Source organism: Salinispora oceanensis (assembly GCF_000383575.1).
GTDB lineage: Bacteria > Actinomycetota > Actinomycetes > Mycobacteriales > Micromonosporaceae > Micromonospora > Micromonospora oceanensis.
This window is the reverse complement of the sequence record NZ_KB911579.1, coordinates 3,068,102-3,092,860: the sequence shown is the minus strand read 5'-3', so window position 1 is coordinate 3,092,860 and position 24,759 is coordinate 3,068,102. Positions and strand designations below refer to the sequence as shown.

Annotated in this window: 20 protein-coding genes; 9 read left to right on the top strand and 11 right to left on the bottom strand. The window is 70.5% G+C overall.

The genetic code is table 11. The annotated features are described in order from the left end of the window. Window positions 1–21 precede the first annotated feature (21 nt). Both exaC and SALPAC4_RS0114445 read left to right on the top strand, forming a co-directional pair. Window positions 22–1,527: an acetaldehyde dehydrogenase ExaC gene (exaC, locus tag SALPAC4_RS0114450; RefSeq protein WP_018729652.1), complete on the top strand. Its 1,506-nt coding sequence runs from the start codon at window positions 22–24 to the stop codon at window positions 1,525–1,527. Beyond that, complete coding sequence (locus SALPAC4_RS0114445) at window positions 1,527–1,886, top strand: DUF779 domain-containing protein (RefSeq protein WP_018729651.1); 360 nt, start codon at window positions 1,527–1,529, stop codon at window positions 1,884–1,886. The genes exaC and SALPAC4_RS0114445 overlap by 1 nt, the downstream gene beginning before the upstream one ends. A gap of 578 nt (window positions 1,887–2,464) precedes the next feature. Here the strand turns inward: SALPAC4_RS0114445 and SALPAC4_RS0114440 are convergent. Continuing rightward, the gene (locus SALPAC4_RS0114440) at window positions 2,465–2,839 is read right to left on the bottom strand and encodes a DUF3499 domain-containing protein (RefSeq protein WP_033663148.1); all 375 of its coding nucleotides are present in this window, start codon (window positions 2,837–2,839) and stop codon (window positions 2,465–2,467) included. 151 nt (window positions 2,840–2,990) lie between these two features. Between SALPAC4_RS0114440 and SALPAC4_RS0114435 the strand changes: the two genes are divergently transcribed. Beyond that, entirely contained in the window at window positions 2,991–3,440 is a 450-nt protein-coding gene (locus SALPAC4_RS0114435) for a metallopeptidase family protein (RefSeq protein ID WP_018727238.1), read from the top strand. A gap of 116 nt (window positions 3,441–3,556) precedes the next feature. On the opposite strand, the gene SALPAC4_RS0114430 is transcribed toward SALPAC4_RS0114435, so the two are convergent. The 3 genes from SALPAC4_RS0114430 to SALPAC4_RS0114420 form a co-directional block, all read right to left on the bottom strand. Next, window positions 3,557–3,814, bottom strand: a complete 258-nt coding sequence (locus SALPAC4_RS0114430; protein ID WP_018729648.1) for a WhiB family transcriptional regulator — start codon at window positions 3,812–3,814, stop codon at window positions 3,557–3,559. A 672-nt stretch (window positions 3,815–4,486) separates the two neighbouring features. Continuing rightward, a complete protein-coding gene (locus SALPAC4_RS0114425; RefSeq protein WP_019870931.1) occupies window positions 4,487–6,997 on the bottom strand; it encodes a bifunctional FO biosynthesis protein CofGH in 2,511 nt (836 codons plus the stop codon). Window positions 6,998–7,087: 90 nt separating this feature from the next. Continuing rightward, window positions 7,088–7,969, bottom strand: a complete 882-nt coding sequence (locus SALPAC4_RS0114420) for a hypothetical protein (protein ID WP_027644538.1) — start codon at window positions 7,967–7,969, stop codon at window positions 7,088–7,090. A 99-nt stretch (window positions 7,970–8,068) separates the two neighbouring features. Here SALPAC4_RS0114420 and cofD point away from each other — a divergent pair, with 99 nt between their 5' ends. Together cofD and SALPAC4_RS0114410 are read left to right on the top strand one after the other, a co-directional pair. Beyond that, window positions 8,069–9,016, top strand: coding sequence for a 2-phospho-L-lactate transferase (gene cofD, locus SALPAC4_RS0114415; protein WP_027644537.1), 948 nt, complete (start codon window positions 8,069–8,071; stop codon window positions 9,014–9,016). Continuing rightward, window positions 9,013–10,101, top strand: a complete 1,089-nt coding sequence (locus SALPAC4_RS0114410; RefSeq protein WP_019870929.1) for a coenzyme F420-0:L-glutamate ligase — start codon at window positions 9,013–9,015, stop codon at window positions 10,099–10,101. The genes cofD and SALPAC4_RS0114410 overlap by 4 nt, the downstream gene beginning before the upstream one ends. 45 nt (window positions 10,102–10,146) lie before the next feature. On the opposite strand, the gene SALPAC4_RS0114405 is transcribed toward SALPAC4_RS0114410, so the two are convergent. Further along, window positions 10,147–11,181, bottom strand: coding sequence for a hypothetical protein (locus SALPAC4_RS0114405; protein ID WP_027644536.1), 1,035 nt, complete (start codon window positions 11,179–11,181; stop codon window positions 10,147–10,149). A gap of 64 nt (window positions 11,182–11,245) precedes the next feature. Here SALPAC4_RS0114405 and SALPAC4_RS0114400 point away from each other — a divergent pair, with 64 nt between their 5' ends. Beyond that, window positions 11,246–11,845, top strand: coding sequence for an NUDIX hydrolase (locus SALPAC4_RS0114400; RefSeq protein ID WP_027644535.1), 600 nt, complete (start codon window positions 11,246–11,248; stop codon window positions 11,843–11,845). Here the strand turns inward: SALPAC4_RS0114400 and SALPAC4_RS0114395 are convergent. Next, the gene (locus SALPAC4_RS0114395) at window positions 11,814–12,911 is read right to left on the bottom strand and encodes a mannose-1-phosphate guanylyltransferase (RefSeq protein WP_019870926.1); all 1,098 of its coding nucleotides are present in this window, start codon (window positions 12,909–12,911) and stop codon (window positions 11,814–11,816) included. The genes SALPAC4_RS0114400 and SALPAC4_RS0114395 overlap by 32 nt on opposite strands. A 55-nt stretch (window positions 12,912–12,966) precedes the next feature. Continuing rightward, complete coding sequence (locus tag SALPAC4_RS0114390; protein WP_027644534.1) at window positions 12,967–14,112, bottom strand: glycosyltransferase family 4 protein; 1,146 nt, start codon at window positions 14,110–14,112, stop codon at window positions 12,967–12,969. A gap of 150 nt (window positions 14,113–14,262) precedes the next feature. On the opposite strand from SALPAC4_RS0114390, the gene SALPAC4_RS0114385 reads away from it, so the two are divergent. Beyond that, on the top strand, window positions 14,263–14,952 hold the full coding sequence (locus SALPAC4_RS0114385; RefSeq protein ID WP_019870924.1) for a TIGR03089 family protein: 690 nt from the start codon (window positions 14,263–14,265) through the stop codon (window positions 14,950–14,952). Between the two features lie 48 nt (window positions 14,953–15,000). On the opposite strand, the gene SALPAC4_RS0114380 is transcribed toward SALPAC4_RS0114385, so the two are convergent. Beyond that, window positions 15,001–16,998 (bottom strand): acetoacetate--CoA ligase, encoded by a 1,998-nt coding sequence (locus tag SALPAC4_RS0114380; RefSeq protein ID WP_019870923.1) that lies wholly within the window; start codon window positions 16,996–16,998, stop codon window positions 15,001–15,003. Between the two features lie 164 nt (window positions 16,999–17,162). Beyond that, a complete protein-coding gene (locus tag SALPAC4_RS0114375; protein ID WP_019870922.1) occupies window positions 17,163–17,681 on the bottom strand; it encodes an acyl-CoA thioesterase in 519 nt (172 codons plus the stop codon). A gap of 56 nt (window positions 17,682–17,737) precedes the next feature. On the opposite strand from SALPAC4_RS0114375, the gene SALPAC4_RS0114370 reads away from it, so the two are divergent. After that, window positions 17,738–18,346 (top strand): hypothetical protein, encoded by a 609-nt coding sequence (locus tag SALPAC4_RS0114370; RefSeq protein ID WP_027644533.1) that lies wholly within the window; start codon window positions 17,738–17,740, stop codon window positions 18,344–18,346. Between the two features lie 125 nt (window positions 18,347–18,471). Here the strand turns inward: SALPAC4_RS0114370 and SALPAC4_RS0114365 are convergent, their stop codons facing one another. Together SALPAC4_RS0114365 and SALPAC4_RS0114360 are read right to left on the bottom strand one after the other, a co-directional pair. Next, on the bottom strand, window positions 18,472–20,304 hold the full coding sequence (locus tag SALPAC4_RS0114365; protein ID WP_027644532.1) for a hypothetical protein: 1,833 nt from the start codon (window positions 20,302–20,304) through the stop codon (window positions 18,472–18,474). 1,493 nt (window positions 20,305–21,797) lie between these two features. Further along, complete coding sequence (locus SALPAC4_RS0114360; protein WP_019870920.1) at window positions 21,798–22,961, bottom strand: acyl-CoA dehydrogenase family protein; 1,164 nt, start codon at window positions 22,959–22,961, stop codon at window positions 21,798–21,800. Window positions 22,962–23,209: 248 nt separating this feature from the next. Between SALPAC4_RS0114360 and SALPAC4_RS0114355 the strand changes: the two genes are divergently transcribed. After that, window positions 23,210–24,637 (top strand): UDP-glucose dehydrogenase family protein, encoded by a 1,428-nt coding sequence (locus tag SALPAC4_RS0114355; RefSeq protein ID WP_027644531.1) that lies wholly within the window; start codon window positions 23,210–23,212, stop codon window positions 24,635–24,637. The last annotated feature ends 122 nt before the right edge of the window (window positions 24,638–24,759 follow it).

Genomic DNA, 24,759 nt, shown 5'->3' with positions numbered 1-24,759 from the left:
TCGCTGACGGCGGAGGTACCCATGACGCGCTACGACGCGCCCACCCACTGGCAGTCCCGCTACGACCACTTCATCGGTGGCGAGTACGTCAAGCCGCACGGGGGGCGGTACTTCGAGAACCCGACCCCGGTGACCGGGCAGCCCTTCTGTGAGGTGGCCCGGGGTACCGCGGAGGACGTGGAGCGGGCCATTGACGCCGCGCACGGCGCCGCCGGGGCCTGGGGACGCACCCCGGCCGCCGACCGCGCCCTGGTCCTCAACCGGGTCGCCGACCGGATGCAGGAGCACCTGCAGGCCCTGGCGATCGCGGAGACCTGGGAGAACGGCAAGCCGATCCGCGAGACCCTCGCCGCCGACATTCCGCTCGCGATCGACCACTTCCGCTACTTCGCTGGCGTGATCCGGGCGCAGGAGGGCTCCCTCGCCGAGATCGACGATGACACCGTCGCGTACCACTTCCATGAGCCGCTCGGTGTGGTCGGGCAGATCATCCCGTGGAACTTCCCGCTACTCATGGCGACCTGGAAGCTCGCCCCGGCGCTCGCCGCCGGCAACGCGGTGGTACTCAAGCCCGCCGAGCAAACACCCGCGTCGATCCACTACCTGCTGTCCCTGGTAGCCGACCTGCTGCCGCCGGGTGTGGTCAACGTCGTCAACGGTTTCGGGGTCGAGGCGGGTCGGCCGCTGGCGTCCTCGCCCCGGGTCGCCAAGGTGGCGTTCACCGGCGAGACCACGACCGGGCGGCTGATCATGCAGTACGCCAGCGAGAACATCAAGCCGGTCACCCTGGAGCTGGGTGGTAAGAGCCCAAACATCTTCTTCGACGATGTCAGTGCTGCGCCGGACGACTTCCGCGACAAGGCACTCGAGGGTTTCACCATGTTCGCCCTGAACCAGGGCGAGGTCTGCACCTGCCCGTCACGGGCACTGATCCAGCAGGGCCACTACGCCGACTTCCTGGCGGCGGCCGTCGCGCGGACCCGGGAGATCAGGCCGGGGCATCCGTTGGACAGCGCGACCATGGTCGGCGCGCAGGCGTCCAACGACCAACTCGAGAAAATCCTCTCTTATCTGGACATCGGCCGGCAGGAGGGCGCCCGGGTGTTGACCGGTGGCGCACGGGCGCAGCTGGACGGCGAGCTCTCCGGTGGGTACTACGTCGAGCCAACGATTTTCGAGGGCAGCAACTCGATGCGAATCTTCCAGGAGGAGATCTTCGGCCCGGTGGTTTCGGTGACCTCCTTCGCCGACCTCGACGATGCGGTGAAGATCGCCAACGACACCTTGTACGGACTCGGTGCCGGCGTCTGGACCCGGGACATTAATACGGCGTACCGGGCAGGACGGGCTATCCAGGCAGGGCGGGTCTGGACGAACTGCTACCACGCCTACCCCGCACACGCCGCGTTCGGCGGGTACAAGCAGTCCGGAATCGGCCGAGAAAACCACAAGATGATGCTGGACCACTACCAGCAGACCAAGAACCTGCTGGTCAGTTACGCCCCGAAGAAGCTGGGCTTCTTCTGATGAGTGACCTGGTAACCGTGACCCCCGCAGCGGCCGAGCTGATCCGGTCGCTGCGGGAGCAGCACGGGCCGTTGATGTTCCACCAGTCCGGTGGCTGCTGCGACGGCAGTGCACCGATGTGCTATCCCGCGGGCGAGTTCCGCACCGGCTCGTCGGACATTCAGCTGGCCGCGCTGACGGTGGACGGCGTGCCAGAGCCAGTCGAATTCTGGATCTCGCGCGCCCAGTGGGACCTCTGGCAGCACACGAAGCTCACGATCGACGTCGTTCCCGGCCGTGGCAGCGGATTCTCCCTGGAGGCCCCGGAGGGCCTGCGTTTCCTCCTTCGCTCCACCCTCGCCCGCCCCGATCACGCATAAGGCGGCGGCCCGGCTCGGGACCAGGGCCCAGGACCTGCTTGGGACCGGGGCCCAGGACCTGCTTGGGACCGGGGCCCAGGACCTGCTTGGGGATCACAGCTCGGAGCCCTGAGGCACCGCATCGAGCACCCACAGACCACGTTGTCGGCTCCGCCTGAGGAGTGGAGCCGGCGTTGACACAGGTTGGGGGAACGGCCAGCCGAGAGACCGGGTCAACAACGACAGGCAGGGTTACACCACCGCTGTCGAGCTGCCCCACCTACACGACCACGTCAGTGGGACACCAAAGGAGACTGATCGCGGCACCAGCTGCGCCCGACGGTCGGGTTCCTCGGTTCTGGGTCGGGCGGCATCGGGCGCGGGCACCTGGCCACCTCGCCCCATTTCTGGGGCAGCTCGACAGGGAGCAGGCACAACCCCACTCACCCGCCAGACCACCACGCCCGGCCACGCCCGGCCACGCGCCCCTGCCCCACCACCATCACCCACCGCACCGTCCTCCTGCCCGGTCCTGCTCACCACCCTGGAGGCCTGGTCCCGGCTGCAGCCGCACCGCGCTGTGAAGGTGAAAGCAGCGGTCAGTGGCTGGGGGGAATCACGCGGAGGTGACCGCGCCGCCCCGTGGACGACGTCGGGGTCGCCGGATCGTGGCTGCTGTCCTCCGGGGGCCGAGGAGCGACCGGACGAGCCGCCTCGCGGACCGCCTCGGCGAGGGCGACCAGGTCGTCCGTCGTCGGCGGTGGGGGCTCGAACTCCCCCTCGTGCCGGACGACGTCCCAGCCCCGTGGCGCGGTCAGGCTGCGCGCGTGCGGCTCACAGAGGTCGTAGGTGTGCGGCTCGGCGAAAGCGGCCAGCGGGCCGACCACAGCGGTGGACTCGTTGTAGACATAGGTCAATGTGGCGACTGCTTGCCGGGGGCAGCCGTTTCGGGTGCAGCGCCGTGGTGACCTCACCGCGGCAGGGTATCTCCAATACCGGCTTCGACGCACCGGTTCGCGACCCGACACGCCCGTCTTGGTGATCACATTTCGTCCGTTCGGATCCGGCACGCCAGCGCGCGACCGCTACCGGGAGCCAGCCCGGATCGGGTACTACGCTGGGCCCATGGGAAGCCCGGAACACCGCCGCCCCGGCACCGGCCGCCGCACCCGGCGCGACCGGCATGGGCGTGGCCTGCGCGGCCGTCTGGTGCCCGCGACGGTGCCGCTGGCGCGGACCAAGGCCGAGGTCTTCGACGAACTGGTGCTGGACACGGTGGAGACGCTCGAGCGGCGTTTCGCCAAGGAGCTGGCCGGCGTCGAGTTCGCGGTGGAGGACGTGCCACCGGAGCTGAACGTTTACGACTCCGACGTCCTTGAGGACGGCGCGGTGCCCCTCGCCCGCCTGCTGCCGGGGCGCCCGGGTCGGCAGGAGATGCCGCCGCGGATCGTCCTCTACCGCCGGCCGCTCGAGTTTCGGGCGATGGACCGAGAGGATCTGGCGGACCTCGTCCATGATGTCATCATCGAACAGGTGGCAAACCTGCTCGGGGCCGACCCGGACGAGTTGGCCTGAGCCCGGGACGAGTTGGCCTGAGCCCCGGCCTTACCGAATCCGGCCCCGGCCTACCAAAGCTCGGCCACGAGGTTTGGATCCGGGGCAGCCCCCACCACCCCGGATCCAACCTGGTGTCAGGCCGCACGCCGCTTGAGCCGGCGACGCTCCCGCTCAGAGAGACCACCCCAGATTCCGAACCGCTCGTCGTGACCAAGCGCGTATTCGAGGCACTCGGTCTTGACCTCGCAGCGGGTGCAGATCCGCTTCGCCTCACGGGTTGAGCCGCCCTTCTCGGGGAAGAACGCCTCCGGGTCGGTCTGCGAGCAGAGCGCCCGCTCCTGCCACTCCGGGGCGTTTCCGAGCAGGTCGGCCGCCTCGAGCTGGCCGTCCATTCAATGCCTCCTTGTCGCGCACCGGCGTCGTCGCCGCTGCAACCCCCCACGCGAAAGGCGTGCTGTCCGTTCGGTACCGGTTAGTAACATTTCGCGAACAGCCCCAAGTCAAATTACACGTGTGTCCTACGTGCGCCGTCAAGCCAAACTTGATATTGGGATTGCCCTCCAAACATCGCCCGGTCCGACCCCTCTGGCCTCCCGGGCCTCGCAACCTGCCCTACCGATTCAGACCCCCGCCGGGTAACGCCCGCCCCGGCGAGTTGCCGGAGTTTTTCTCCGTGGCGCGGCACCGGAACCCGTCGAGCCAGCACGTCGAACCAGCACGTTGATCTTGGTTGAGCCCAGGCTATCCCGCCGCCGCAACACCCACCGCCGGGGTGCCCGGGGAGTATCAGAACCTGTCCAGAGAGTGAACTTCTGGCCGGACCGAGATTCAACCTCGAATAACGACAGTCCGTGGGATCGCCAATCCGAAAAGGGAATTCGAGAATTGGTACACCATGGACAACAAGCACTGACACTCGGCAGGGGAGTCCCACCACGTGGCACCGCGACCGCGGTGACCGGCCGGTGAGTCTTCCGTGCGGCCGGTGGGATTGCGGTACCGACGAGAATCCAGCAGCCCACCGCCGGCGGGCTGGTCCACGGTCGGCGGTGGGGAGTCGGACGCTACCTGACCCGGTGGCCGTACCCGGTTGTTCGCTTGCACGCCGGCCGCCCGGCCGCCGCCGCGATCGCGATCAACTGCTCCTCGGTCCGGGCCGAACCGTTGCCCGAGCCCGCCATCCGGGAGATCGTCTCCTCCATCAGGGTGCCGCCCAGGTCGTTACAGCCACCGCGGAGCAGTTCAGCGCTGCCCTCGTCGCCCAACTTCACCCACGAGCACTGGATGTTGTGGATCCGGCCGTGCAGCAGCAGCCGGGCCATCGCGTGCACCACCCGGTTCTCCCGCCAGGTCGGCCCCGGACGGGCGATACCGGCCAGGTAGATCGGGGCGTTGGTGTGTACGAACGGCAACGCAACAAACTCGGTGAAGCCACCCGTCCGGTCCTGCGTGTCGGCCAACACACGGAAGTGGGTAAGCCACTGCGCGGGATGGTCAACGTGCCCGTACATCATCGTGGAGCTGGACCGAATCCCCAGCTCGTGGGCGGTGGTAACCACCTCGACCCAGGCGGCCGTCGGCAGCTTGCCCTTGGTGAGAACCCAGCGCACCTCGTCATCAAGGATCTCGGCGGCGGTGCCGGGGATGGTGTCCAGCCCGGCCTCCCGCAGCTCGGTCAGCCACTCCCGGATGGACACGCCCGCCTTACCCGCCGCGGTGACGACCTCCATCGGGGAGAACGCGTGCACATGTAACCCCGGCACCCGGGTCTTGATCGCCCGCACCAGGTCGGCGTAGGCCGTCACCGGCAGCCTCGGGTCGATGCCCCCCTGGAGGCAGACCTCGCTGGCCCCGGCCCGCCACGCCTGCTCGGCCCGGTCGGCGATCTGGTCAACCGAGAGCCGGTACGCGTCGGCGTCCCGCTCGCGCTGCGCGAAGGCGCAGAAGCGACAGCCCACATAGCAGATATTGGTGAAGTTGATGTTGCGGTTGACCACGTAGGTGACCTCGTCGCCGACCGCGTCGCGGCGTACCTCGTCGGCGATCCGACACAGCTCGTCCAACGCCGGGCCATCCGCCGCGAAGAGCGCCAGCGCCGCCGCGGTCTGCCCGGGTTCCAGCAGCGACGCCGGATCGTCGGCGGCGAGGCGCAGACCGGCCCGCAGGTCGTGGTCGCCGACTCCGGTGGTCGCCCCGGCGCCCACCCGGTCGGCCACCATCGACCAATCGCCATAGACCTGGTCGAAGTCGCCCCGCCGATCGGTGGTACGGCCGGTGGTATCGATGGTGGTGTGCAGGTCGATCCGCCCGCCGTAGGCCTCGTCCGGCTCCTGCCACGGCCGCCCCGTCAGACGGGCGGTGGGCACCGCCAACCCGGTCGCCGGGTCCGCGAGGGCCGCAACGTGCGGCAGCAGGCGCGGGTCGAGCCACGGGTCACCGGCGCGAACGTACTCCGGGTAGATCGTCAACCGCTCCCGCAGCGCGAACCCGGCCTGCTCGGTGCGGCGGGACAGCTCGTCGAGCTGCGGCCAGGGCCGCTCCGGGTTGACGTGGTCCGGGGTCAACGGCGAAACGCCGCCCCAGTCGTCGATGCCGGCGCGCAGCAGCAGGTCGTACTCGCCCGCGATGAGGTTCGGTGGCGCCTGGAGGCGAGCCTGGGGACCGAGCAGTACCCGGGCCACCGCCACGGTGGCGGCGAGATCGTGCAGCTCCGCATCGGGCATCCCGCGCATCGCCGTGTCCGGCTTGGCCCGGAAGTTCTGCACGATCACCTCCTGGAGGTGGCCGTACTCCCGATGTGACCGGCGGATCGCGAAGAGCGCCTCGACCCGCTCGGCCGGGGTCTCTCCGATCCCGATGAGGACACCGGTGGTGAAGGGCACGTTCACCCGGCCCGCGTCCTCGAGCACCCGCAGCCGAACGGCCGGCTCCTTGTCCGGCGAGCCGTAGTGCGGACCTTTCGGGGATGACCACAGCCGGGTCGCGGTGGTCTCCAACATCATGCCCATGCTCGGCGCGACCGGCTTGAGCCGCTGCAGTTCGGACCAGCTGAGCACCCCGGGGTTGAGGTGTGGCAGCAGGCCCGTCTCCTCCAGCACGGCCACCGCGCAGGAGCGTAGGTAGTCAAGGGTCGAGTCGTAGCCCCGCTCGTCCAACCACTGGCGCGCCGCCGGCCAGCGCTCCTCCGGCCGGTCCCCAAGGGTGAACAGTGCCTCCTTGCAGCCGAGCTCCGCGCCCTGCCGGGCGATCGACAGTACCTCGTCGCGGTCGAGGAACGCCGCCGGCAGCCGATGCGGCACCGTGGCAAAGGTGCAGTAGTGACACCGATCCCGGCAGAGTCGGGTCAGTGGGATGAAAACCTTCTTCGAGTACGTCACCACCCCCGGCCGCCCGGCCGCGCGCAGCCCCGCGTCCCGGATCGCCCCGGCGACCCGGAACAACTCGTCCAACGCGGCACCGCGCGCGCTCAGCAGCGCCGTCGCCTCGTCGGTGTCCAGCGCCCGCCCGGACGCCGCTCGACGCAACGCCCGCCGCACACTCGCCTCGGTCGGGGCCGGCTCCGTGCGATCAACCATCCGCTCAGCGTAGGCGCTCCACCCGACTCCTCGCCCTGCCGGTTTGATCACTCCGTGGGCCGGCCACCGCGCGGGCCGTGACCGACGCGGTCAGTCGGGGCTGTCGGACGGGTTGATGCGCCGGGTGCGGTCCTCGTCGGTGGAGGGCGCCGGGGGCTCAACCGGCTGGCGGGGAATGGCCTGGGTCGGTTCCGCCGATGGTGGCTGCGCGAACGGCGGGGCCGGCGGGGATGCCCCGGCGGGCGGCGCGGCGGGCTGGCCGTAGACGGCACCAGACTGGGGCGGAGCCGGCCAACTCGCGCCCGGGCCGGGGGCGGGCCAACCGCCAGTCCCGGGGCCGGGGGCGGGGGCGGGCCAACCCGCACTCGGCCCGGGCCAACCCGCACCCTGGCCGGGGCCGGGCCAACCGGGCTGAGCTCCCGGCTGCCCACCGGGGGGCGGAGCCGGCCAGCCCGGCTGGGGAGCGCCGTAAACCCCGGGCTGGGGCTTGGGCTTGGGCACGTAGTAGAGCCGGCGCCAGATCTGATACACCGGGAACCCCGCCAGCAGCAGCAGCCCCAGCCCGGCCAGCTGGCTCAAGAACCCCAGGAAGGCGATGAGCAGCTCCGCCGAGACCAGCCGGTCAACGAACCAGATCAGAAACGTCAGAGCACCGAAGAAGGCGCTGAAGGCGTACTGACCCAACGCCACCTGGGTGATCAGCTTCGCCCGGGGAAGCACCGGGTGCAGGTGTGTGGCGAGCAGAACCGCCAGTAACGGCAGGACGACCGCCTCGATGCCGGTAAATGCGGCAGCCGCGCTGCCGGCACGCCCGGCGGAAGAGGTAGCCGAGGTCATGAGCCGGAGCAGGCCGACAAAGAGGAGGAGGGCATTCGCACCAAGGAGCACGAACGCCGCTGGTTCACGCAACGGCCGGGTCAGTTGACGGGCCGGCGTTGATTCGGTGGGCGCCGGTTCGACAGGGCTGGTCACGGTATCCCCCTTCGAACAAATTCGGACAACTGCCGACGTGAGCCTAGTCTCCCGGGTGGCCCGGATCCCGGAGGCGGCGGGTAGGCGAGGATGGACGACATGCGCATCGTGGTTCTGACCGGAGGAGTCGGCGGCGCCCGGTTCCTGCTCGGGGTGCGGGCTTACGCCCGGGCGATCGGCGCCGAGGTGACCGCCGTGGTCAACGTGGGCGACGACCTGTATCTACACGGCCTCAAGGTCTGCCCGGATCTGGACAGCGTCATGTACACGCTGGGCGGTGGCGCCGACCCGGAGCGTGGCTGGGGACGGGTCGCGGAGAGTTGGACGGTGCGGGAGGAGCTGGCCGCCTACGGGGCGGAGCCAGCCTGGTTTGGGCTGGGCGACCGAGATCTCGCCACCCACCTGGTCCGCACCACCAAGATCACTGCCGGCTACCCCCTGCACCAGGTCACCGCCGCGCTGGCCACCCGCTGGGAGCCCGGCGTACGCCTGCTGCCGGCGACCGACGACCGCCTGGAGACCCACGCGGTGGTTGACCTTGACGGCGGCCAGCGGGCAATCCACTTCCAGGAGTGGTGGGTACGGCACCGGGCCGAGCCTCCCACGCACCGGTTCGTCTTCGTCGGCGCGGAGGACGCGAAGCCGGCGCCGGGAGTGACCGAGGCGATCGCCGCGGCGGACCTGGTGCTGATCGCACCGAGCAACCCGGTGGTGAGTATCGCCCCGATCCTGGCCGTTCCCGGGGTGCGGGACGCGGTCGTGGCGGGTCCCGCACCGGTGATCGGAGTGTCCCCGATCATCGGCGCCGCCCCGGTCCGCGGGATGGCCGACCGGTGCCTAGCCGTGCTCGGCATCGAGTGCAGCGCCGCCGGGGTAGGCGGCCTCTATGGTGGACGGGCCAGCGGCGGGCTGCTCGACGGCTGGCTGGTGGCCGAGGAGGATGCGGCGACGGTGGTGCCGGGGCTGACGGTCCGCGCGGCGCCGTTGCGGATGACAGACGAAGCGGCGACCACGGCGATGGTCCAGGCCGCGGTGGGGTTGATGTGAACCTGGAGATCATGCCGGTGCGCGGCATCGGCCACGTGTCCGAGGGCGACGACCTGGCCGCCATGATCGTCAGTGCGGCGCCGTGGCTCCGCGACGGCGACATCCTCGTGGTGACGAGCAAGATCGTCTCGAAGGCGGAGGGACGACTGGTAGATGTCCCGGCCGACGGGCCGGAGCGGCTCGAGGCTCGGGCAGGGGTGCTGGCTACGGAGACCGCGCGGGTGGTCGCCGCCCGCGGCGCGACCCGGATCGTCCAAACCCACCACGGATTCGTGATGGCCGCCGCGGGTATCGACGCCTCCAACGTCGACAAGACCCGGCTGGTGCTGCTCCCGGTTGACCCGGACGCCTCCGCCCGGGCGCTGCGCGCCGCGCTACGACAGCGGTACGGCCTCGATGTGCCGGTCATCATCAGCGACACCATGGGGCGGCCATGGCGCAACGGGCTCACCGATGTCGCGCTCGGCGTCGCCGGCCTCGACGCCGTCCACGACCACCGGGGTGAGGTCGACCCGTACGGCAACGAGCTGGAACTCACCCAGATGGCGGTGGTTGACGAACTGGCCGGCGCCGGCGAACTGGTCAAGGGCAAGTGTGACCAGGTGCCGGTCGCGGTGGTACGCGGCTACCCGACCACCCCGCGGGCCGACGACGGACTCGGGGCCAGAGCCCTGGTCCGGGACTCGTCGTTGGACCTGTTCTCGCTCGGCACCGCCGAGGCGCGGGCCGCCGGGCTGGCCGAGGCCGCCGTCCTGCCGAGCGGAACCGGCGCGGCGCCACCTGATCCAGCCGTGATCGGCCGGGCGATCGCCGTCGTCGGTGCGACGGTAGCCCCCGGCACGAGCTTCACCCACGTCACCGACCCGGCAACCTACGACCAGCTGGCCGGAACGGTACCGGGCTGGCCGACCACGGCGAACACCCTGCTACTCGCCGCCCCGCCGACCCCGGTGGACCCGTTCGGGCTGGTCCGGTTCGGCGCGGACGTACACCGCCTGCGCGCCGCCCTGGCCGCCGAGGGCCTGCCGTCGACCCTGCTGCCGCCCCCGCCCGGCACCTCCGCCACCGCGGCCCTGGCGCTCTAGGGTCGGTGGTACCGGGCCGCGGGCAGCCCCCGCGGCCCAACCGGGTCAGCCCACCCAGAGCGCGACCCGGTGGTCCTCGTCGGTGACGTAGAACCGGCTCCCGTCGAGCTCGGCCAGCCCTTCGACGTGGTGGAACGGCGCGAGGTCGGCGACCAACTCGCCAGCGACCCGGTGCCCCTGGCCCGGGAGTCGGAAACGGACGTGCCGGGAGGTCACCTCCCCACCCGCCGGGTGGTCGGCCAGCAGCACCGAGCCCTTCCCGAGTGCGTCGATCGAACCGATCACCGCCGCGTAGCCGCCGTCCGCGGCGGGCGCCATCGCCCGGAAGCCGGCCAGCGCGCCGGGTGGGGTCACCCCGGTCAGCACGTACGCGCCCAACGCCGCCGGCCAGATCGGACTGGACGCGAACATCTGGGGCACCCCGGCCAACTCGACCAAGATCGGGTCCCCGTCGGCGGTGACCGGGAACCGCAGCCCGAGCAGCGCCGTGCCGGCCGGGGTGAAGGCGACCGCCTCCACGTTCAACGGCAGATCGTCGGCGACCAGCCGCTCGACCCAGCCCTTGGACCGGGCGGTCCCCCGCGCCACGGTGGCACCGATGAACCGGGAGCGGACCTGATCCCCCGGCGGCAGCGGCGTGAACGGGGCCTTGAGGAGGGCGTCGTTCACCACCCGGTGGAGCCGGAACCGGTTGCGTACCACCTGCACCGGCAGCGTGCCAGAGGCCGCGTCCTGCTCACGGAACCGGGCCACGAACGCCCGCCGCGGACGCAGCGGGCCGGCCTTCGACCCGAAGTGCGACCCGAAGACATACACCCACCCGTCGTGGTGGGCCAACGCCTCGCCGTCCTCGGTACGGCCGTTCTCGGCTCCGGCGTCGGCGGTCACGTGCTGAGCCGTCCAGGTGCCGTCGGCCCGCTCCAGGAGCAGCGCGAGGCACTGCTCGACCGGGCCCTCGTCCAGCACCGTCCAGAAGCCACGCCGGGCACCGTGGGCGCGCAGCAGCGCCGGCGAACGCACCGGGAGCAGGTCACTGGCCTCGTTGTCGCCGACCACGAATTCCAGGAGTCGCAGAGTCACCAGCCAAGCGTACGAACACCGCACCCGTAGGGTTGCGGGCGCATCCGAACGCCGAGGAGGGCCCTTGTCAACGCCCGAGCCGCACGTCGACTCGCCACCCAGTCCCGCCCTGCACACCGACGCTCTCACCGTGCTGCGCGGCTGGACGCCCACCTCGGTGGCCGCCGCCGCGGCCCGAGACCGCACGCTGGACCTGCTCGCCGCCGGACCGGAGGCGATGAGCCGGACGCACCGGGCCGGCCACGTCACCGCCAGCGCGCTGGTGTTCGACGCCACCGGTTCCCGGGTGCTGCTCTGCCTGCACGGCAAGTTCCGCAAGTGGGTGCAGCTCGGCGGGCACTGCGAGCCCGCCGACTCGACGCTGGCCGCGGCGGCGCTGCGGGAGGCGACCGAGGAGTCCGGCATGACCGGCCTGCGGATCGATCCGGTGCCGATCGACGTGGACATTCACGCGGTCAACTGTCAGGGTGGCTCGTTTCACCACGACGTACGCTTCGCCGTCCTCGCTCCGCCCGGCGCACGGCCACAGGTCAGCGAGGAGTCAGAGGAGCTGGGCTGGTTCCCACCGGAGCAGCTGCCGACGCCGTTGGCCGGCGGGACCACCCAGCTGATCACGCCGGCGCTGGCAGCGCTCAGACGAGCCCCGCTTCACCCCGCTCCTTGAGTTCGTCAACGAGCTGCTTCACGTCCTGGGCGCGGGCGCGCGGGCAGACCAGCAACGCGTCCGGGGTGTCGACCACGATCAGGTCATGCACTCCGACCGTCGCGACGAGCCGGCCCGAGTGCGGGACAACCACCAGGTTCGTGCTGTCCCGCAACAGGACACCGGGCTTCGCCTCCGCGCCCAGGACCATGTTGCCGGCCGAGTCCGCCGGCAGGACCTCGCCGAGGGTGTGGAAGTCGCCGACGTCGTTCCAGCCGAAGTCGCCGGGGACCGTCGCCACTCGGCCCGCGGTCGCCGCCCCCTCCATCACCGCGTAGTCGACCGAGATCTTCGGCAGCGTCGGCCACACCGTGCCGAGCACCTCGTCCTGTTCCTCGGTGCCCCAGGCGGCGGCGATCTCGAGCACGCCCGCGTGTAACGCCGGTTGCTGTCGGGCCAACTCGGCGAGGAAGACATCCACCCGCCACACGAACATGCTGGCGTTCCAGAGGTGCCGCCCGGACCGAAGGTATGCCTCCGCGACATCGGCGTCCGGCTTCTCCTTGAACTCGACCACCGGCCGCGGCGACCCGTCCCCGGTCGGCTCGCTGGTTTCCAGGTAGCCGTAGCCGGTCTCCGCCCAGGCCGGGGTGATCCCCACCGTCATCAAGAGCCCCTGCTCGGCGCCCCGGGCTGCCTGGCGCACCGTATCCCGCCACGCGGCCGGGTCACCGATCAGGTGGTCCGCCGCGAACGAACCCATCACCGCGGTCGGCTCCTGACGGGCGATCACCGCGGCAGCCAGGGCTATCGCCGCACACGAGTCCCGGGGGGACGGCTCGACCAGGATGTTCTGCTCCGGTAACCCAGCCAGTTGGCGGGCCACCGCGGTGGCGTGTGCCGTGCCCGTGACCACAAGGGTGTGTTCCGGTGTCGCCAGCGGACCGAGCCGCTCCACGGTCGCCTGTAGCAGCGACGCGGTGGAGCCGGTGAGCTGGTGAAGAAACTTTGGATGCCCGGCGCGGGACAACGGCCACAGCCTGGTGCCGCTGCCACCCGCCGGGATGACGGCGTAGATCACCCGCACATTCTGCCCGAACCGATCGACTGAGGCCGCAGGGTTAGCCGAACAGGCGCCGCGTTCACGACCGGGCCCGCGACCAGGCGGCGAGGTGCACCTCGGCGCTGGACTGCCAGGTGAACTCCTTGGCCCGGTCGAAACCGGCCTGGGCCAGCGCCAGCCGGCGGTGCTCGTCGTCGAGCAATGCGACCAGGTCGGCGGCGATCTGATCCGATGCCTCGCTGGTGTACGCGACCGCCTCGCCGCCCACCTCGGGCAGGGAGAGCCGGGGCGTGGTCAGCACCGGGGCGGCGCAGGCCATCGCCTCCAGGATCGGCAGGCCGAACCCCTCGCCGTACGACGGGTAGGCGGAGACCAGGGCCCCACCGAGGAAGCCCGGCAGGTCGGCGTAGCGCAGGTAGCCGGGGCGGAGCAGACGCAGGTGCGACGGCACCTCGGCGACCGCGCGATCGATCTCGTCGTCGTGCCCCTGCCCCCCGGCGATCACCAGGGCCGGCGGTTGGTGCCGGTCCGCCACGGCCCGCGCCCAGCCCCGAATGAGGTTCGGAACGTTCTTGCGGGGTTCCTTGGCACCGAGGAACGCGATGTAGCTCTGGCTGCCAAGCCCCAGCCGGGCCCGGACCCGGGCCTTCTCCTCGGCGCTCGGGGCGTGGAAGGCGGTGTGATCAACCCCGTGGTAGGCGACATCGATCCGGGTCGGGTCGGCGTCCAGCAGTCGGATCAGCTCGTCCCGGGTGGCTTTGCTGGGCACGATCAACCGGTCGGCGCGGCGCAGCGACGTCCGGATGGCGCTGCGGAAGAAGGTGCGACGTGACTTGTCGTAGTGCTCCGGCTCGGTGAAGAAGGTGGCGTCGTGCACGGTCACGGTGACCGGACAGCCCGCCCGCAGCGGGCAGGTGTAGAAGGGGGAATGCAGCACCTGGGCGCCGACCTGCTGGACGAGCAGCGGCAGGCCGGTCTGCTCCCAGGCGAGCCGCGCGGGTCGGTGCGCCACCGCGGCCGGGGCAGGAATGATCTCCGCCCCGGGCAACATCCGGGTATAGCGCTCAAGGTCCGTCCGAAGGCTCACCACGACCAGGTCGACACCGGTGCCGCAGACCTTCCCGAGCGCGCCGAGCAGGCCGTCAACGTATCTACCGACGCCGCCACGATCGGCGGGAACACTCGTGGCGTCAATGAGCACACGGGGCGGGCTGCCGGCGGTCAAGGGGCGACTCCTTGCACTCGGGGGTGTGGGGTACAACACTTTCGCCGTAAGCCTACGCCGCACCCCCGCCCGGGCGGTGACTGCGACCCGGCGCCGAGCCAAGTCGTCGTCGCCCCGGCCCCGGGCGCCGGGCGCGTATCGTTCGCGCTGATGGCCGATAACCTTGCCCGGGTCCTCGCCGACGCGATCGCGCCCGATCCGACCCGACCGCTGCTCACCTGGTACGACGACGCCACCGGCGAACGTACCGAACTCTCCGGCGCGACCTGCGCGAACTGGGTGGCCAAGACCGCCAACCTGCTGGTTGACGGGGTGGGACTCGCACCCGGCGATACCGCCGGCGTGCTCCTGCCCCCGCACTGGCAGACCGCCGCCGTGCTGCTCGGTTGCTGGTCGGCTGGGCTCACGGTGACTGACCCGCCGGACGACGTGGACGTTCTCTTCGTCGCCACCGGCCGGTTGGCCGAGGCGGACCGCGTCGACGCCGGGGACCGCTACCTACTCGCGCTGGACCCCTTCGCCCGGCCGCTGCGGGAGGTACCACCGGGGTACGCCGACTTCGCGTCCGAGGTACGGACGCACGGCGACCACTTCGGGGCGCCGGCACCCGGTGGGCCGTCCCAGGCGGACCTGGCCGCCCGGGCGGCGGCGCGCGCCGCGGACCTCGGGCTCACCCCCGGCACGCGGGTCCTGATCGACGTTGACCGTTACCCGGACCCAGTCGACTGGCTCCTGGCGCCGCTGACCGCGAACGCCTCCACGGTCCTGGTCGCACACGCCGACGCCAGTCGTCTCGGCGCCCGCGCCGTCGCCGAGCGGACCACCCTCACCCTGCCCTGATCCCACGATCGGCGCCGTCCAGGCCTTAACCCCATCCGGCCGCCGCCGTCACCGGGCTCGCCCGCCGGCGGTGTCGTCGTGCTTGGCTCGGCGCTGGGCCAGACCGGCGAAGGCGGTCAGCGACTCCGGGTTGGCCAGCGCACCCCGGGCCGCCGCCGAGTCGACCGGGGTACCGGTCAGGATCTTCTTGACCGGTACCTCCAGCTTCTTCGCCGACAGGGTCCGCGGTACGGCTCCGACCGGATGAATCTCGTCGGGCACGTGCCGGGGGGACAGGGCGGTACGCAGTTCCCGGCAGATCCGCGTCCGCAGCGCGTCATCCCACTCCACGCCCCCGGCGAGCACCACGAACAGGAGCAGCTCACCAGCGCCGCCCTCGGCGTCCTCCAGGTGCACGACGAGGGAATCAACAACCTCGTCCAGCCCTTCCACGACCGAATAGAACTCGGCGGTGCCGAGGCGAACCCCACCCCGGTTCAACGTCGCGTCGGAGCGGCCGGTGATGACGCAGCCGCCCCGCGAGTTGATCGTGATCCAGTCGCCGTGTCGCCAGACGCCGGGGTAGCGGTCGAAGTACGCCTCCCGGTAGCGGCTGCCGTCGGTATCGCCCCAGAACCCGACCGGCATACTCGGCATCGGTTCAGTGATCACCAGCTCGCCCAGTGCACCGATGACCGGGGTGCCGTCGCCGGAGCGCGCCTCCACCTTCGCCCCGAGCCCCCGGCAGGCGATCTCGCCCGCCCGCACCGGCAGTAGCGGAGTGCCGCCGACGAAGCCGGTGCAGACATCGGTTCCGCCGGAGAGCGACTGGAGTTGGAGGGCGGCACCGACGTTCCGGTAGACCCAGTGAAACCCCTCGGGGGGCAGGGGCGCGCCGGTGGAGCCGACCCCACGCAGGGCGGACAGGTCGGCGAACTCGGTGGGGACCAGCCCGGCCTTGCGGCAGGCCAGCAGGAACGGCGCCGAGGTACCGAGGTAGGTGGTGCCGGTGCGCTCCGCCAGCCGCCACAGCGCGCCCAGGTCGGGATAGCCCGGGTCGCCGTCGAAGAGCACGATCGCCGCCCCCACGGCCGGCCCGGAGACGAGGAAGTTCCACATCATCCAGCCGGTCGTGGTGAACCAGAAGAACCGGTCCGCCGGGCCCAGGTCGTGGTGCAGGGCGAGCATCTTCAGGTGCTCGAGCAGGATGCCGCCGTGGCCGTGCACGATCGGCTTGGGCAAGCCCGTCGTGCCGGAGGAGTAGAGCACGTAGAGCGGGTGATCGAAGGGCACCGGGGTGAAGGCGAGCGGCTCGTCGGTGGGCGCGGCGACGTCGGCCCAGGCGATCGTGTCCGCCGGCGGAGGACCGGCCGGGTCGAGGTACGCGATGCCGACGGTGTGCGACAGCGACGGCAGGGCGGCGCGGATGGCGGCCACCTCGGCTCGCCGGTCAATCGGCTTCTGGCCATAGCGGTAGCCGTCAACGGCGACCAGGACCTTCGGCTCGATCTGCTGCCAGCGGTCGGTCACGCTCCGGGTGCCGAACTCCGGTGCGCAGGAGGAAAAGATCGCGCCGAGGCTGGCGGTGGCCAGCAACAGCACGTACGTCTCGGGAATGTTCGGCGCGTAGGCGGCCACCCGATCGCCCGCGCCGACGCCGAGCCGGCGTAGCCCGGCGGCGACCCGACGGACCTGCTCCCGCAGCTCGGCGGCGGAGAGGGTGACCGGCGGCCGGGTCTGCCCGTGGGCGATCACCACCGGGTCGGCGTCGCCCCGGCCCGGGGTCCGCAGCACGTTCTCCGCGTAGTTCAGGGTGGCGCCGGGGAACCAGCGGGCACCGGGCATGGTCCGCTCGGCGAGCGTGGCCGTGGCCGGGGTGTGCGACACGACCTCGAAGTGGTCCCAGATCGACTGCCAGAAGGCGGGCAGGTCGGTGACCGACCAGCGCCACAGTTCGTCGTAGTCGGCGAAGTCAAGCCCCCGATGTGTGCTCAACCAACGCAGGTAGGTCCCGATCCGGGACCGCTCACGCACGTCCGCTGGCGGCGTCCACAGCACCTCACCCATCGCTCCACCCTCCCTCGGCCCGGCACAACGCTGTCCGGCCGTGGCGCCATCTTGCCCTACCTCAGGGTGCCGTCGCCGCAACCCGGGTCCGGACGATCACCGGCGCGGGGACCCGCCGCCGCGCTGCGCCGCCGGCGTCTTCCACTGATCGGGACGGCGACAACTCAGCCGTCCCGGTGCGCCTGGATCGCCCGTCGGCGGGCAAGTCGGTGCGCCCGCCGGATCTCCGCCTCCCGGAAGCGCCGCTGGTCCGCGACGGTCTCCGGGGACACCGGTGGGACGGGCCGTGGGCTGCCGCCGACATCAACACCGACGAAGACGAGGTACGCCGTGGCGACCCGGACCGGCGCCCCCTCGGCCGAGTCCCACCGTTCGGCGGTTACCCGCACCCCGACCTCCATCGAGGTCTGCCCGGCCCAGTTGACCTGGGCGTAGGCGTGCACCAGGTCTCCGACCCGCACCGCCTCGGAGAAAACGATCTCGTCGATCGCCGCGGTCACCGCCGTCCCGCCACTGTGCCGGGCGGCGGCGGCCCCGGCGACATCGTCCACGAACTTCATCAACACCCCGCCGTGCACGGTGCCGTAGAGGTTCACATCGACGGCAGTCATGATGCGACTCAGCGTGACCCTGCTGTATGCGGTCGGCCGGCCCGGTGCGGTGGTGGCGGGGTACTCGCTCATATCGGAGACGGTACGGTGCGCGGATGCGACATCTATGGAGCTTCCTCGCGGGTCTCGTGGTGGCACCCGTCACGTGGATCCTGGTTACTCTCGGTCAAGATGGATCGGCGCGTACCGTTGATCGCTGGGTGGAGATCGATCGGTTCAACTCGGCCAATCTGATCGAGCCCGCGGTCTGGCTGTTAGTCGGCGGTGTCCTGCTCGGACTCCTCGGCACTCTGCGCGTCTCGCCGATCGGCCCGATCGTCGCCGGGCTGCTGCTCGCCACCCCGTACCTGGTATTGGCCATCAGGCCCTTCGCGGTCCGCAACCGCATCCCGGCGGACTGGGAGGTCCTCGGCGACCCGCTACCGCTACGGCTGCCGCTGGAGAACGGGACGCTCTTCCTGATCGGCCTCCTGCTGCTGGTCGCCGGCTTCAGCGGGCAACGTTGGCGGCAGTGGCCGACGACCGAGGCAGAATCGAGGACGGCGGAGAACCTGAACCCAGCGGACACCCCGCTCGACGACTGGCTGCCCACACCGGAGCGGGACAGCATCGAGCCGGTCCTGGGCAACCCGAAGTCCGACCCGACCGAAGCACTACCCCAACAGACCGGTGGCGAGACCCCCTGGTCCACTCCGCCGCGGGGCAACTACCGGCAGACGACCACCACCGGGCGCTGACCGTCTCCGCGAGTCCCACGCCCTGACCCAGCCCCGGCGAGCGGGGCGTGGGAATCTCCCCCGGGCTCGGTCGAGACCCCCGGCTCTACGGCCGGGTCGATCGCCGCCGGGTGCGAGCGGGTTCGTCAGGGGCGGTAGTCGTCGTGGTGAACGACGCGGGAGAGTTCGTAGCCGCTCTGCGTACGCCAGTAGTGCAGGCGGCGCGCGCCGGCCGACTCCCGTTGCAGGGCCACCCGCCAGCTGGTCGCACCGTCAGCACGGCGCGCATAGCGGCTGCCGGCCCGGCCGGTGCGGATCTGGTGCAGGTCACGCCCGGCAAGGTGCTGGACCTGACCGGTGAGCACCTCGACCACGACGGTCACGACCTTCGTCCGACTGATGCCCTCCAGCTGTTCCAGGGATTCCAGGAAGCCGGGAGCCAGAACATACGGGGCGAGCCGCCGGTCGGCCTTCTCCGCGGCGGGAATGCGCTGCGCCCACTCACAGGTGACCTCATAACGGAACTGTTCCTCCGGATCGAGGAAGAGTGCCGCCTCCCCGGCTGGCGGCTGATCGGCACGGTCCTGCGCGCTCCGGAGCTGCTTGACCAGCCGCTGCCGAGCCAGGTCGGCACCGCGGTAGCGGGTCTGTAACTGCTCGATTACTCCAGTCGCCCGGGCGAGTTCGGCCTCCAGCTCGGCAGCTCGGAAACGCAGAGCCGTCGACTCGTCGGCGAGAGACTTGCGAGTCGCCCGCTCGACTGCCAACTCCCTGTTCAGCTGTACGACCTGGTCCTGCGCCGCCGCTGGCACAGTGTCGGCTGGGCGCGCCAGCGCCGGTTGCGGAACCGGGGGAATCCGTCGGGCCACGTCCAGCGGCGTCGGCTGACGCGACGGCACCCGCCGTACGACCGGTTGCGGTGGCGCGGCCGGTGGCAGCGAGGGCGCCGGCGGTCGAGGTGTCGGTACCGCCGCGGGCCGCGGGTCGGGCGGACGTAGCCAGGAAGGCCCGCCGGGGAGCAGACTCGGCGCGGGCTTCGCCGTCTCCGCGTCGTCGATGTCGTCGAACCGCAGCGACAGCGGCTTGAGCGTGACGAGGCGACCGGCGACGACCTCCCCAACACTGAACAGACCACTGAGCCGGTCGTTCGGGTTGGAGGTGACCGCCTCTCGGCCGACCTCGACGGTCAGCCCCGGCAGTAGCCGCACGGTGACAGCCTCGTCGGCCACCGTCACCACCTCAACCAGCACAACATCATCAATCTGGTACGCCTCGCCAACGGCGGCCGAGGCGCTGGCGCTGTCGGCGAAACGCAGCGCCGCTCGCAGGTCCAGACGACGCGAGACCTGGTCATAGCTGCCCGTAACCGGCTGCCCCTTGGTGAGTAGCTGATCCAGGGCGACACCGGGGACCGTCAACTCCTCCCAGACGGTCGCCACCGCCAGGTCGTCCAACGTCACCAGCGCTCGAGATCCGATCAGGCCCTGCACCCGACCCGACCGAAGCTGAGCCCCGGGACGGGGGCGTGGTTCGACCAGTCCGGCCGAGAGCGCCGCCTGCAGCGCGTCGCTGATCAACTGTTCGGTGATGCGGCGACGGTCCTGGGGGGAGTAGGCGAACCGCAACCTGCTGCGGGCAGGGTCAAGCACCCAGCCGTGATCGACCGGGTACACCCGGCCCGCACCGCCGTAGACCTGGGTCATCGGCGGCATCACCCGCGAGAATGCCCATGAGACATCGCTTGTGGGCATGAGCACCACCTCGGCCAGGTCCCCGACCGCCTCCTTCAACGCGTCGGGATCACCGAACGGCTCGTCATACCCGGTGGGCAGGGTGAGCACCGCGACCGGCCACCGTCGCCCCGGCGTCAGCAACCGGTGGGCAAGCTCGCTCGCCTCCGCCTCGGAGGTGACCCTATACACCTTCGATGGCGGGGTGACAGCGCTGGCGGCCACCTCCGGAAAGCGCAACCGCCCCATCAATTCCAACTCCCTACCGGTGCAAGTTACAACCAGCCTCAAGATCGCAAATCGCCACGGTCTACCGTTTACGGCGCCCAGTTAACGGAGCGTTGGGCACCTACCACCACACCGCGACGCCAATCAGAGCTCTTTCGCCCCGCCGTCCCGATATTTGGCGACGGACCAGCGATACTTCCGGCTTTCCGACACAGGCAGAGCCGTGCGACCGCCGCCGCACCGAGTGACTGGTGGGCACGACGTGGGTCACATGCCGGACGAGCGACACGGCGTTAGTGTCGGCGTCCAGCCCTGTTCCCGGTCATGACAAAAAACGAATATTTACCATGTCTTCCCCCTTAAGAACGCGGCGCAAACCGTAGAGCGACTATGCAAGTGAGCGGTGGAGGACGCAAGCCGAGAAGCAGGTTGGATGCCGCGCCTCGTCCGTTCGGCCGACCACCGCCGCCAAAACTCTGGATACTGTCGACCGGTTAGGGGAATGACAAATCCCGTCAGCGCGCCGGCGCACCACCGGCGCCTTTCAGAACCGAGTGCCGCAACACATTCCGGGACCCTACATCGCGGCGCCGGCCCGGGATTACCGGCCGCAGGTTCCGCGACCCCTCTCGGCAGCGGTCGGAACGACGGCGGCCAGGACAACCGAAGCGGAGGCCGCGGAGCGGACGGGGCGGCCTCGTCGGGCCCCAGCCGGCCATCTGCGGCCCGACCAGCGGGCCGGAGCTAGCGGGACATGGTGACGCGGGGGAATTGGGGGGGGGCCGACCATCGCGCTGGGCGAAGACTCCGATCGGATCAGCATCCTGACACCGCGCCCTCCCCCCCACATCACCTAAGGCTGCCCCTGAGCGAAGGCCGCACCGCCATTTCTGTCTCCCTGCTGCCCAAGGAGTACGTCACGTCCGGAGTGTTCGACAAGGAAGCGCCCACCAAATCAGAACGAGTAGGGCGGCGCGCTCCCCACTGGTCACCCAATGTTTGTGCTCCACACCACCGGGTGAACTCCCCATCTGATCCTCGACATCCCTACTATGCCTTGGGGCCGTAGGGGGTCTTTGGGGTGGCCGAGAAGCCAGCCCAGATCCAGTTCGGCATCCGGCCCAGCATTGCCGACACCCACACTGACTAAGGGTCGCGCACCGTAGCATCCCAAAATTGTCGCGCCTACTCTCGTTCCCAGAACCTGAGGGCCAGACCCCCTCAGCCAGGGCACAGCCTTTGCGGGATCTTCACCGGGTCCGCCAAAACCCGGCGCGCCCATCGAACGGATCGCGCGAACTCCCCGAATAACTAGCCTCGCGTCGATAGTTTGGGCGCACGAGTACCTGAACGTACTACCCGGATCTTCCGAATCTCGGCACCGCACGTACCGTCGGGCCGCCGGCAGGCAGTCATGCCCTCCGTGCAGGCCCGGCAGCATGCCGGCCCGCACCACGGTGTGGCCGGACCAACCGGCCCGGCCACCCGCCCCCGAGCTGCGAAACAGCCCCGAATCAGCTCTTCAAGAGCTGCCGCGCCATGACGATGCGCTGCACCTGGTTGGTGCCCTCGTAGATCTGGGTGATCTTCGCGTCGCGCATCATCCGCTCGACCGGGTAGTCCCGGGTGTAGCCGTACCCGCCGAGCAGCTGCACGGCGTCGGTGGTGATCTCCATGGCGGCGTCGGAGGCGAAGCACTTGGCCGCCGCACCGAAGTAGGTCAGGTCCGCGTCCCCTCGCTCGGAACGGCCCGCGGCGGCGTAGGTCAGCTGCCGGGCCGCCTCCAGCTTCATGCCCATGTCCGCGAGCATGAACTGGATGCCCTGGAAGTCGGCGATCGGCTTGCCGAACTGCCGACGCTCCCGCACGTATCCCTTGGCGTAGTCGAGCGCGCCCTGCGCGATGCCCACCGCCTGCGCGGCGATGGTGACCCGGGTGTGGTCCAGGGTCTGCATGGCGGTGGCGAAGCCGGCGCCCTCCGCGCCGATCATGCGGTCGGCGGGGATGCGGACGCCGTCCAGGTAGACCTCACGGGTCGGTGAGCCCTTGATCCCCAACTTCTTCTCCGGTGCGCCGAAACTCACCCCCGGGTCGGACTTCTCGACCACGAAGGCCGAGATACCCCGGCTCCGGGCGGTCGGGTCGGTCACGGCGAAGACCGTGTAGAACTCGGACACCCCGGCATTGGTGATCCACCGCTTCACGCCGTTGAGCACCCAGTAGTCGCCGTCCCGGACGGCCCGAGTGGTCATCGCGGCGGCGTCACTGCCTGCTTCTGGCTCGGAAAGGCAGTACGAGAACATCGCGTCGCCGTCCGCGACCCGGGTCAGGTACTTCCGCTTGAGCTCCGCGGACCCGGCCAGGATCAGCGGCATGGTGCCCAGCTTGTTGACCGCCGGAATCAGCGAGGAGGAGGCGCAGGCCCGCGCCACCTCCTCGATCACGATGGCGGTGGCGAGGGCATCCGCACCGGCGCCGCCGTACTCGGTGGGGATGTGCGGAGCGTGGAAGTCAGCCGCCCGCAGCGCGTCGAAGGATGCCTTCGGGAACTCACCGGTCTCGTCCGCCTCCGCGGCGTGGGGTGCCACCTTCGCCGCACAGACCTCCCGGACCGCCTCCCGGACCGCCTGCTGCTCATCCGTCAATCGGTAGCCGTCGAATGCCTGCTCTGCGGCCATATCGGCCCCTCCTCTTCACCGCTATCATGCGCAGTCTGTAGCGTCATCTGACCGCGGACCGCGCAGACTGAAGGATAGCGAAGCGGGCTCGGGCGATGTTACCGCCGCGTAGGCTACGACGTGCCGCACTGACCAGCCCGCGCGGGAGCATGGTCGGACAAACGAACAACCCACCTTCGGTGCCCTGGCAGGCGCCGCGGTCGGCAGCGACGCCACGAGCGGCGCCAGTGCGAGCGGAGAAGACAGGCGTGACGATCCCGTACCCGAACACCCAGCCAGTACCTCCGATCGGGGCGGTGACCCCGCCATCTGGCGCCCCTCGCCCCCGGGTGACCTTCCTCGGCACCGGCTACCTTGGCGCGACATACGCCATCTGCTACGCCGAGCTGGGCTACGAGGTGCTCGGCTTCGACGTGGACGCCGACAAGATCGCCATGCTCAACGCAGGTGAGGTGCCGATCCACGAGCCCGGCCTGGACGAGCTACTCAAGCGCAACCTCGCCGCCGGGCGGCTGCGTTTCAGTACTGACATGGCCGAAGTCGCTGAGTTCGGGGACGTGCATTTCATCTGCGTCGGCACCCCGCAGCAGGCCGACGCGCTGGGGGCGAACCTGTCGTACGTTGAGGCGGCTGTCACCAGCCTGGCGCAGCAGTTGACCCGCCCGGCGCTGATCGTCGGCAAGTCCACGGTGCCGGTCGGCACCGCGGAGTGGGTTGAGCAGCTGGTGAGCAAACACACACCCGCCGACCTCGGCATCGAGGTCGCCTGGAGCCCCGAGTTCCTCCAGGAGGGCTTCGCCGTTGACGACGTTCTCCGCCCGAATCGGATCGTGGTCGGCGTCAAGAGCGAATGGGCCAACGGGATGCTCTACGCCGCGCACAAGGGCGTGTTCGACCTGGCCGCCACGGAGGACCGTGAGGTGCCGATGGTGGTCACCGACTTCGCCACCGCGGAGCTGGTGAAGGTCGCCGCAAACGCCTTCCTGGCCACCAAGATTTCGTTTATCAACGCGATGGCGGAGGTCTGCGAGGCCGCTGGCGGTGACGTAACCCACCTGGCCCGGGCGATTGGCTTCGACCCCCGAATCGGCAACCGGTTCCTCCAGGCCGGCCTCGGCTTCGGCGGGGCCTGCCTACCCAAGGACATCCGCGCTTTCCAGGCCCGGGCCCAGGAACTGGGCGCTGGCGAGGCGCTGCGCTTCCTGCACGAGGTCGACCTCATCAACCTGCGCCGCCGGACCCGGGTGGTCCAACTCGCCGCCGACCTACTCGACCGACGCACCGGCCCGGCCGGCCCCGATCTATCCGGCGTCCGAATCGGCGTGCTCGGTGCGACCTTCAAGCCCAACACCGACGACGTCCGCGACGCGCCGGCCCTCGCGGTAGCGACGCTCCTCCACAAGGCCGGCGCTGACGTGCACGTCTATGACCCAGCAGGGATGGAGCGCGCCCGCGCGGTAGCGCCCGAGCTGACCTACGAGCCGGGCATCAACGAGGCGGTGGCCGGCGCCGACCTGGTCTGCGTCCTGACCGAATGGGCTGACTTCCGCAACGCCGACCCGGTCGCGCTCGGCGCCCTGGTCGCCGGCCGCCGGGTGGTTGACGGCCGCAACTGCCTCGATTCAACATTGTGGACGCAGGCTGGTTGGGAGTACCGCGGCATGGGCCGCCCGTAACCCGTCGCCGGCCGAGCTCCGCGGAGTGGGGCGCCACCCCCGGACCCGCCGACAACTGTCGAAATCCACGCCGGCATTGGGCATGCTGCGACAGTAGGGTCCACAGTGCGGCTGGAGGGGTG

Bases quoted from the DNA above. Each gene is read 5' to 3' on its own strand.
- exaC (WP_018729652.1), top strand. From the start codon at position 22: ATGACGCGCTACGACGCGCCCACCCACTGGCAGTCCCGCTACGACCAC.
- SALPAC4_RS0114445 (WP_018729651.1), top strand. From the start codon at position 1,527: ATGAGTGACCTGGTAACCGTGACCCCCGCAGCGGCCGAGCTGATCCGG.
- SALPAC4_RS0114435 (WP_018727238.1), top strand. From the start codon at position 2,991: ATGGGAAGCCCGGAACACCGCCGCCCCGGCACCGGCCGCCGCACCCGG.
- SALPAC4_RS0114430 (WP_018729648.1), bottom strand. From the start codon at position 3,814: ATGGACGGCCAGCTCGAGGCGGCCGACCTGCTCGGAAACGCCCCGGAG.
- SALPAC4_RS0114425 (WP_019870931.1), bottom strand. From the start codon at position 6,997: ATGGTTGATCGCACGGAGCCGGCCCCGACCGAGGCGAGTGTGCGGCGG.
- cofD (WP_027644537.1), top strand. From the start codon at position 8,069: ATGCGCATCGTGGTTCTGACCGGAGGAGTCGGCGGCGCCCGGTTCCTG.
- SALPAC4_RS0114385 (WP_019870924.1), top strand. From the start codon at position 14,263: ATGGCCGATAACCTTGCCCGGGTCCTCGCCGACGCGATCGCGCCCGAT.
- SALPAC4_RS0114380 (WP_019870923.1), bottom strand. From the start codon at position 16,998: ATGGGTGAGGTGCTGTGGACGCCGCCAGCGGACGTGCGTGAGCGGTCC.
- SALPAC4_RS0114375 (WP_019870922.1), bottom strand. From the start codon at position 17,681: ATGAGCGAGTACCCCGCCACCACCGCACCGGGCCGGCCGACCGCATAC.
- SALPAC4_RS0114365 (WP_027644532.1), bottom strand. From the start codon at position 20,304: ATGGGGCGGTTGCGCTTTCCGGAGGTGGCCGCCAGCGCTGTCACCCCG.
- SALPAC4_RS0114360 (WP_019870920.1), bottom strand. From the start codon at position 22,961: ATGGCCGCAGAGCAGGCATTCGACGGCTACCGATTGACGGATGAGCAG.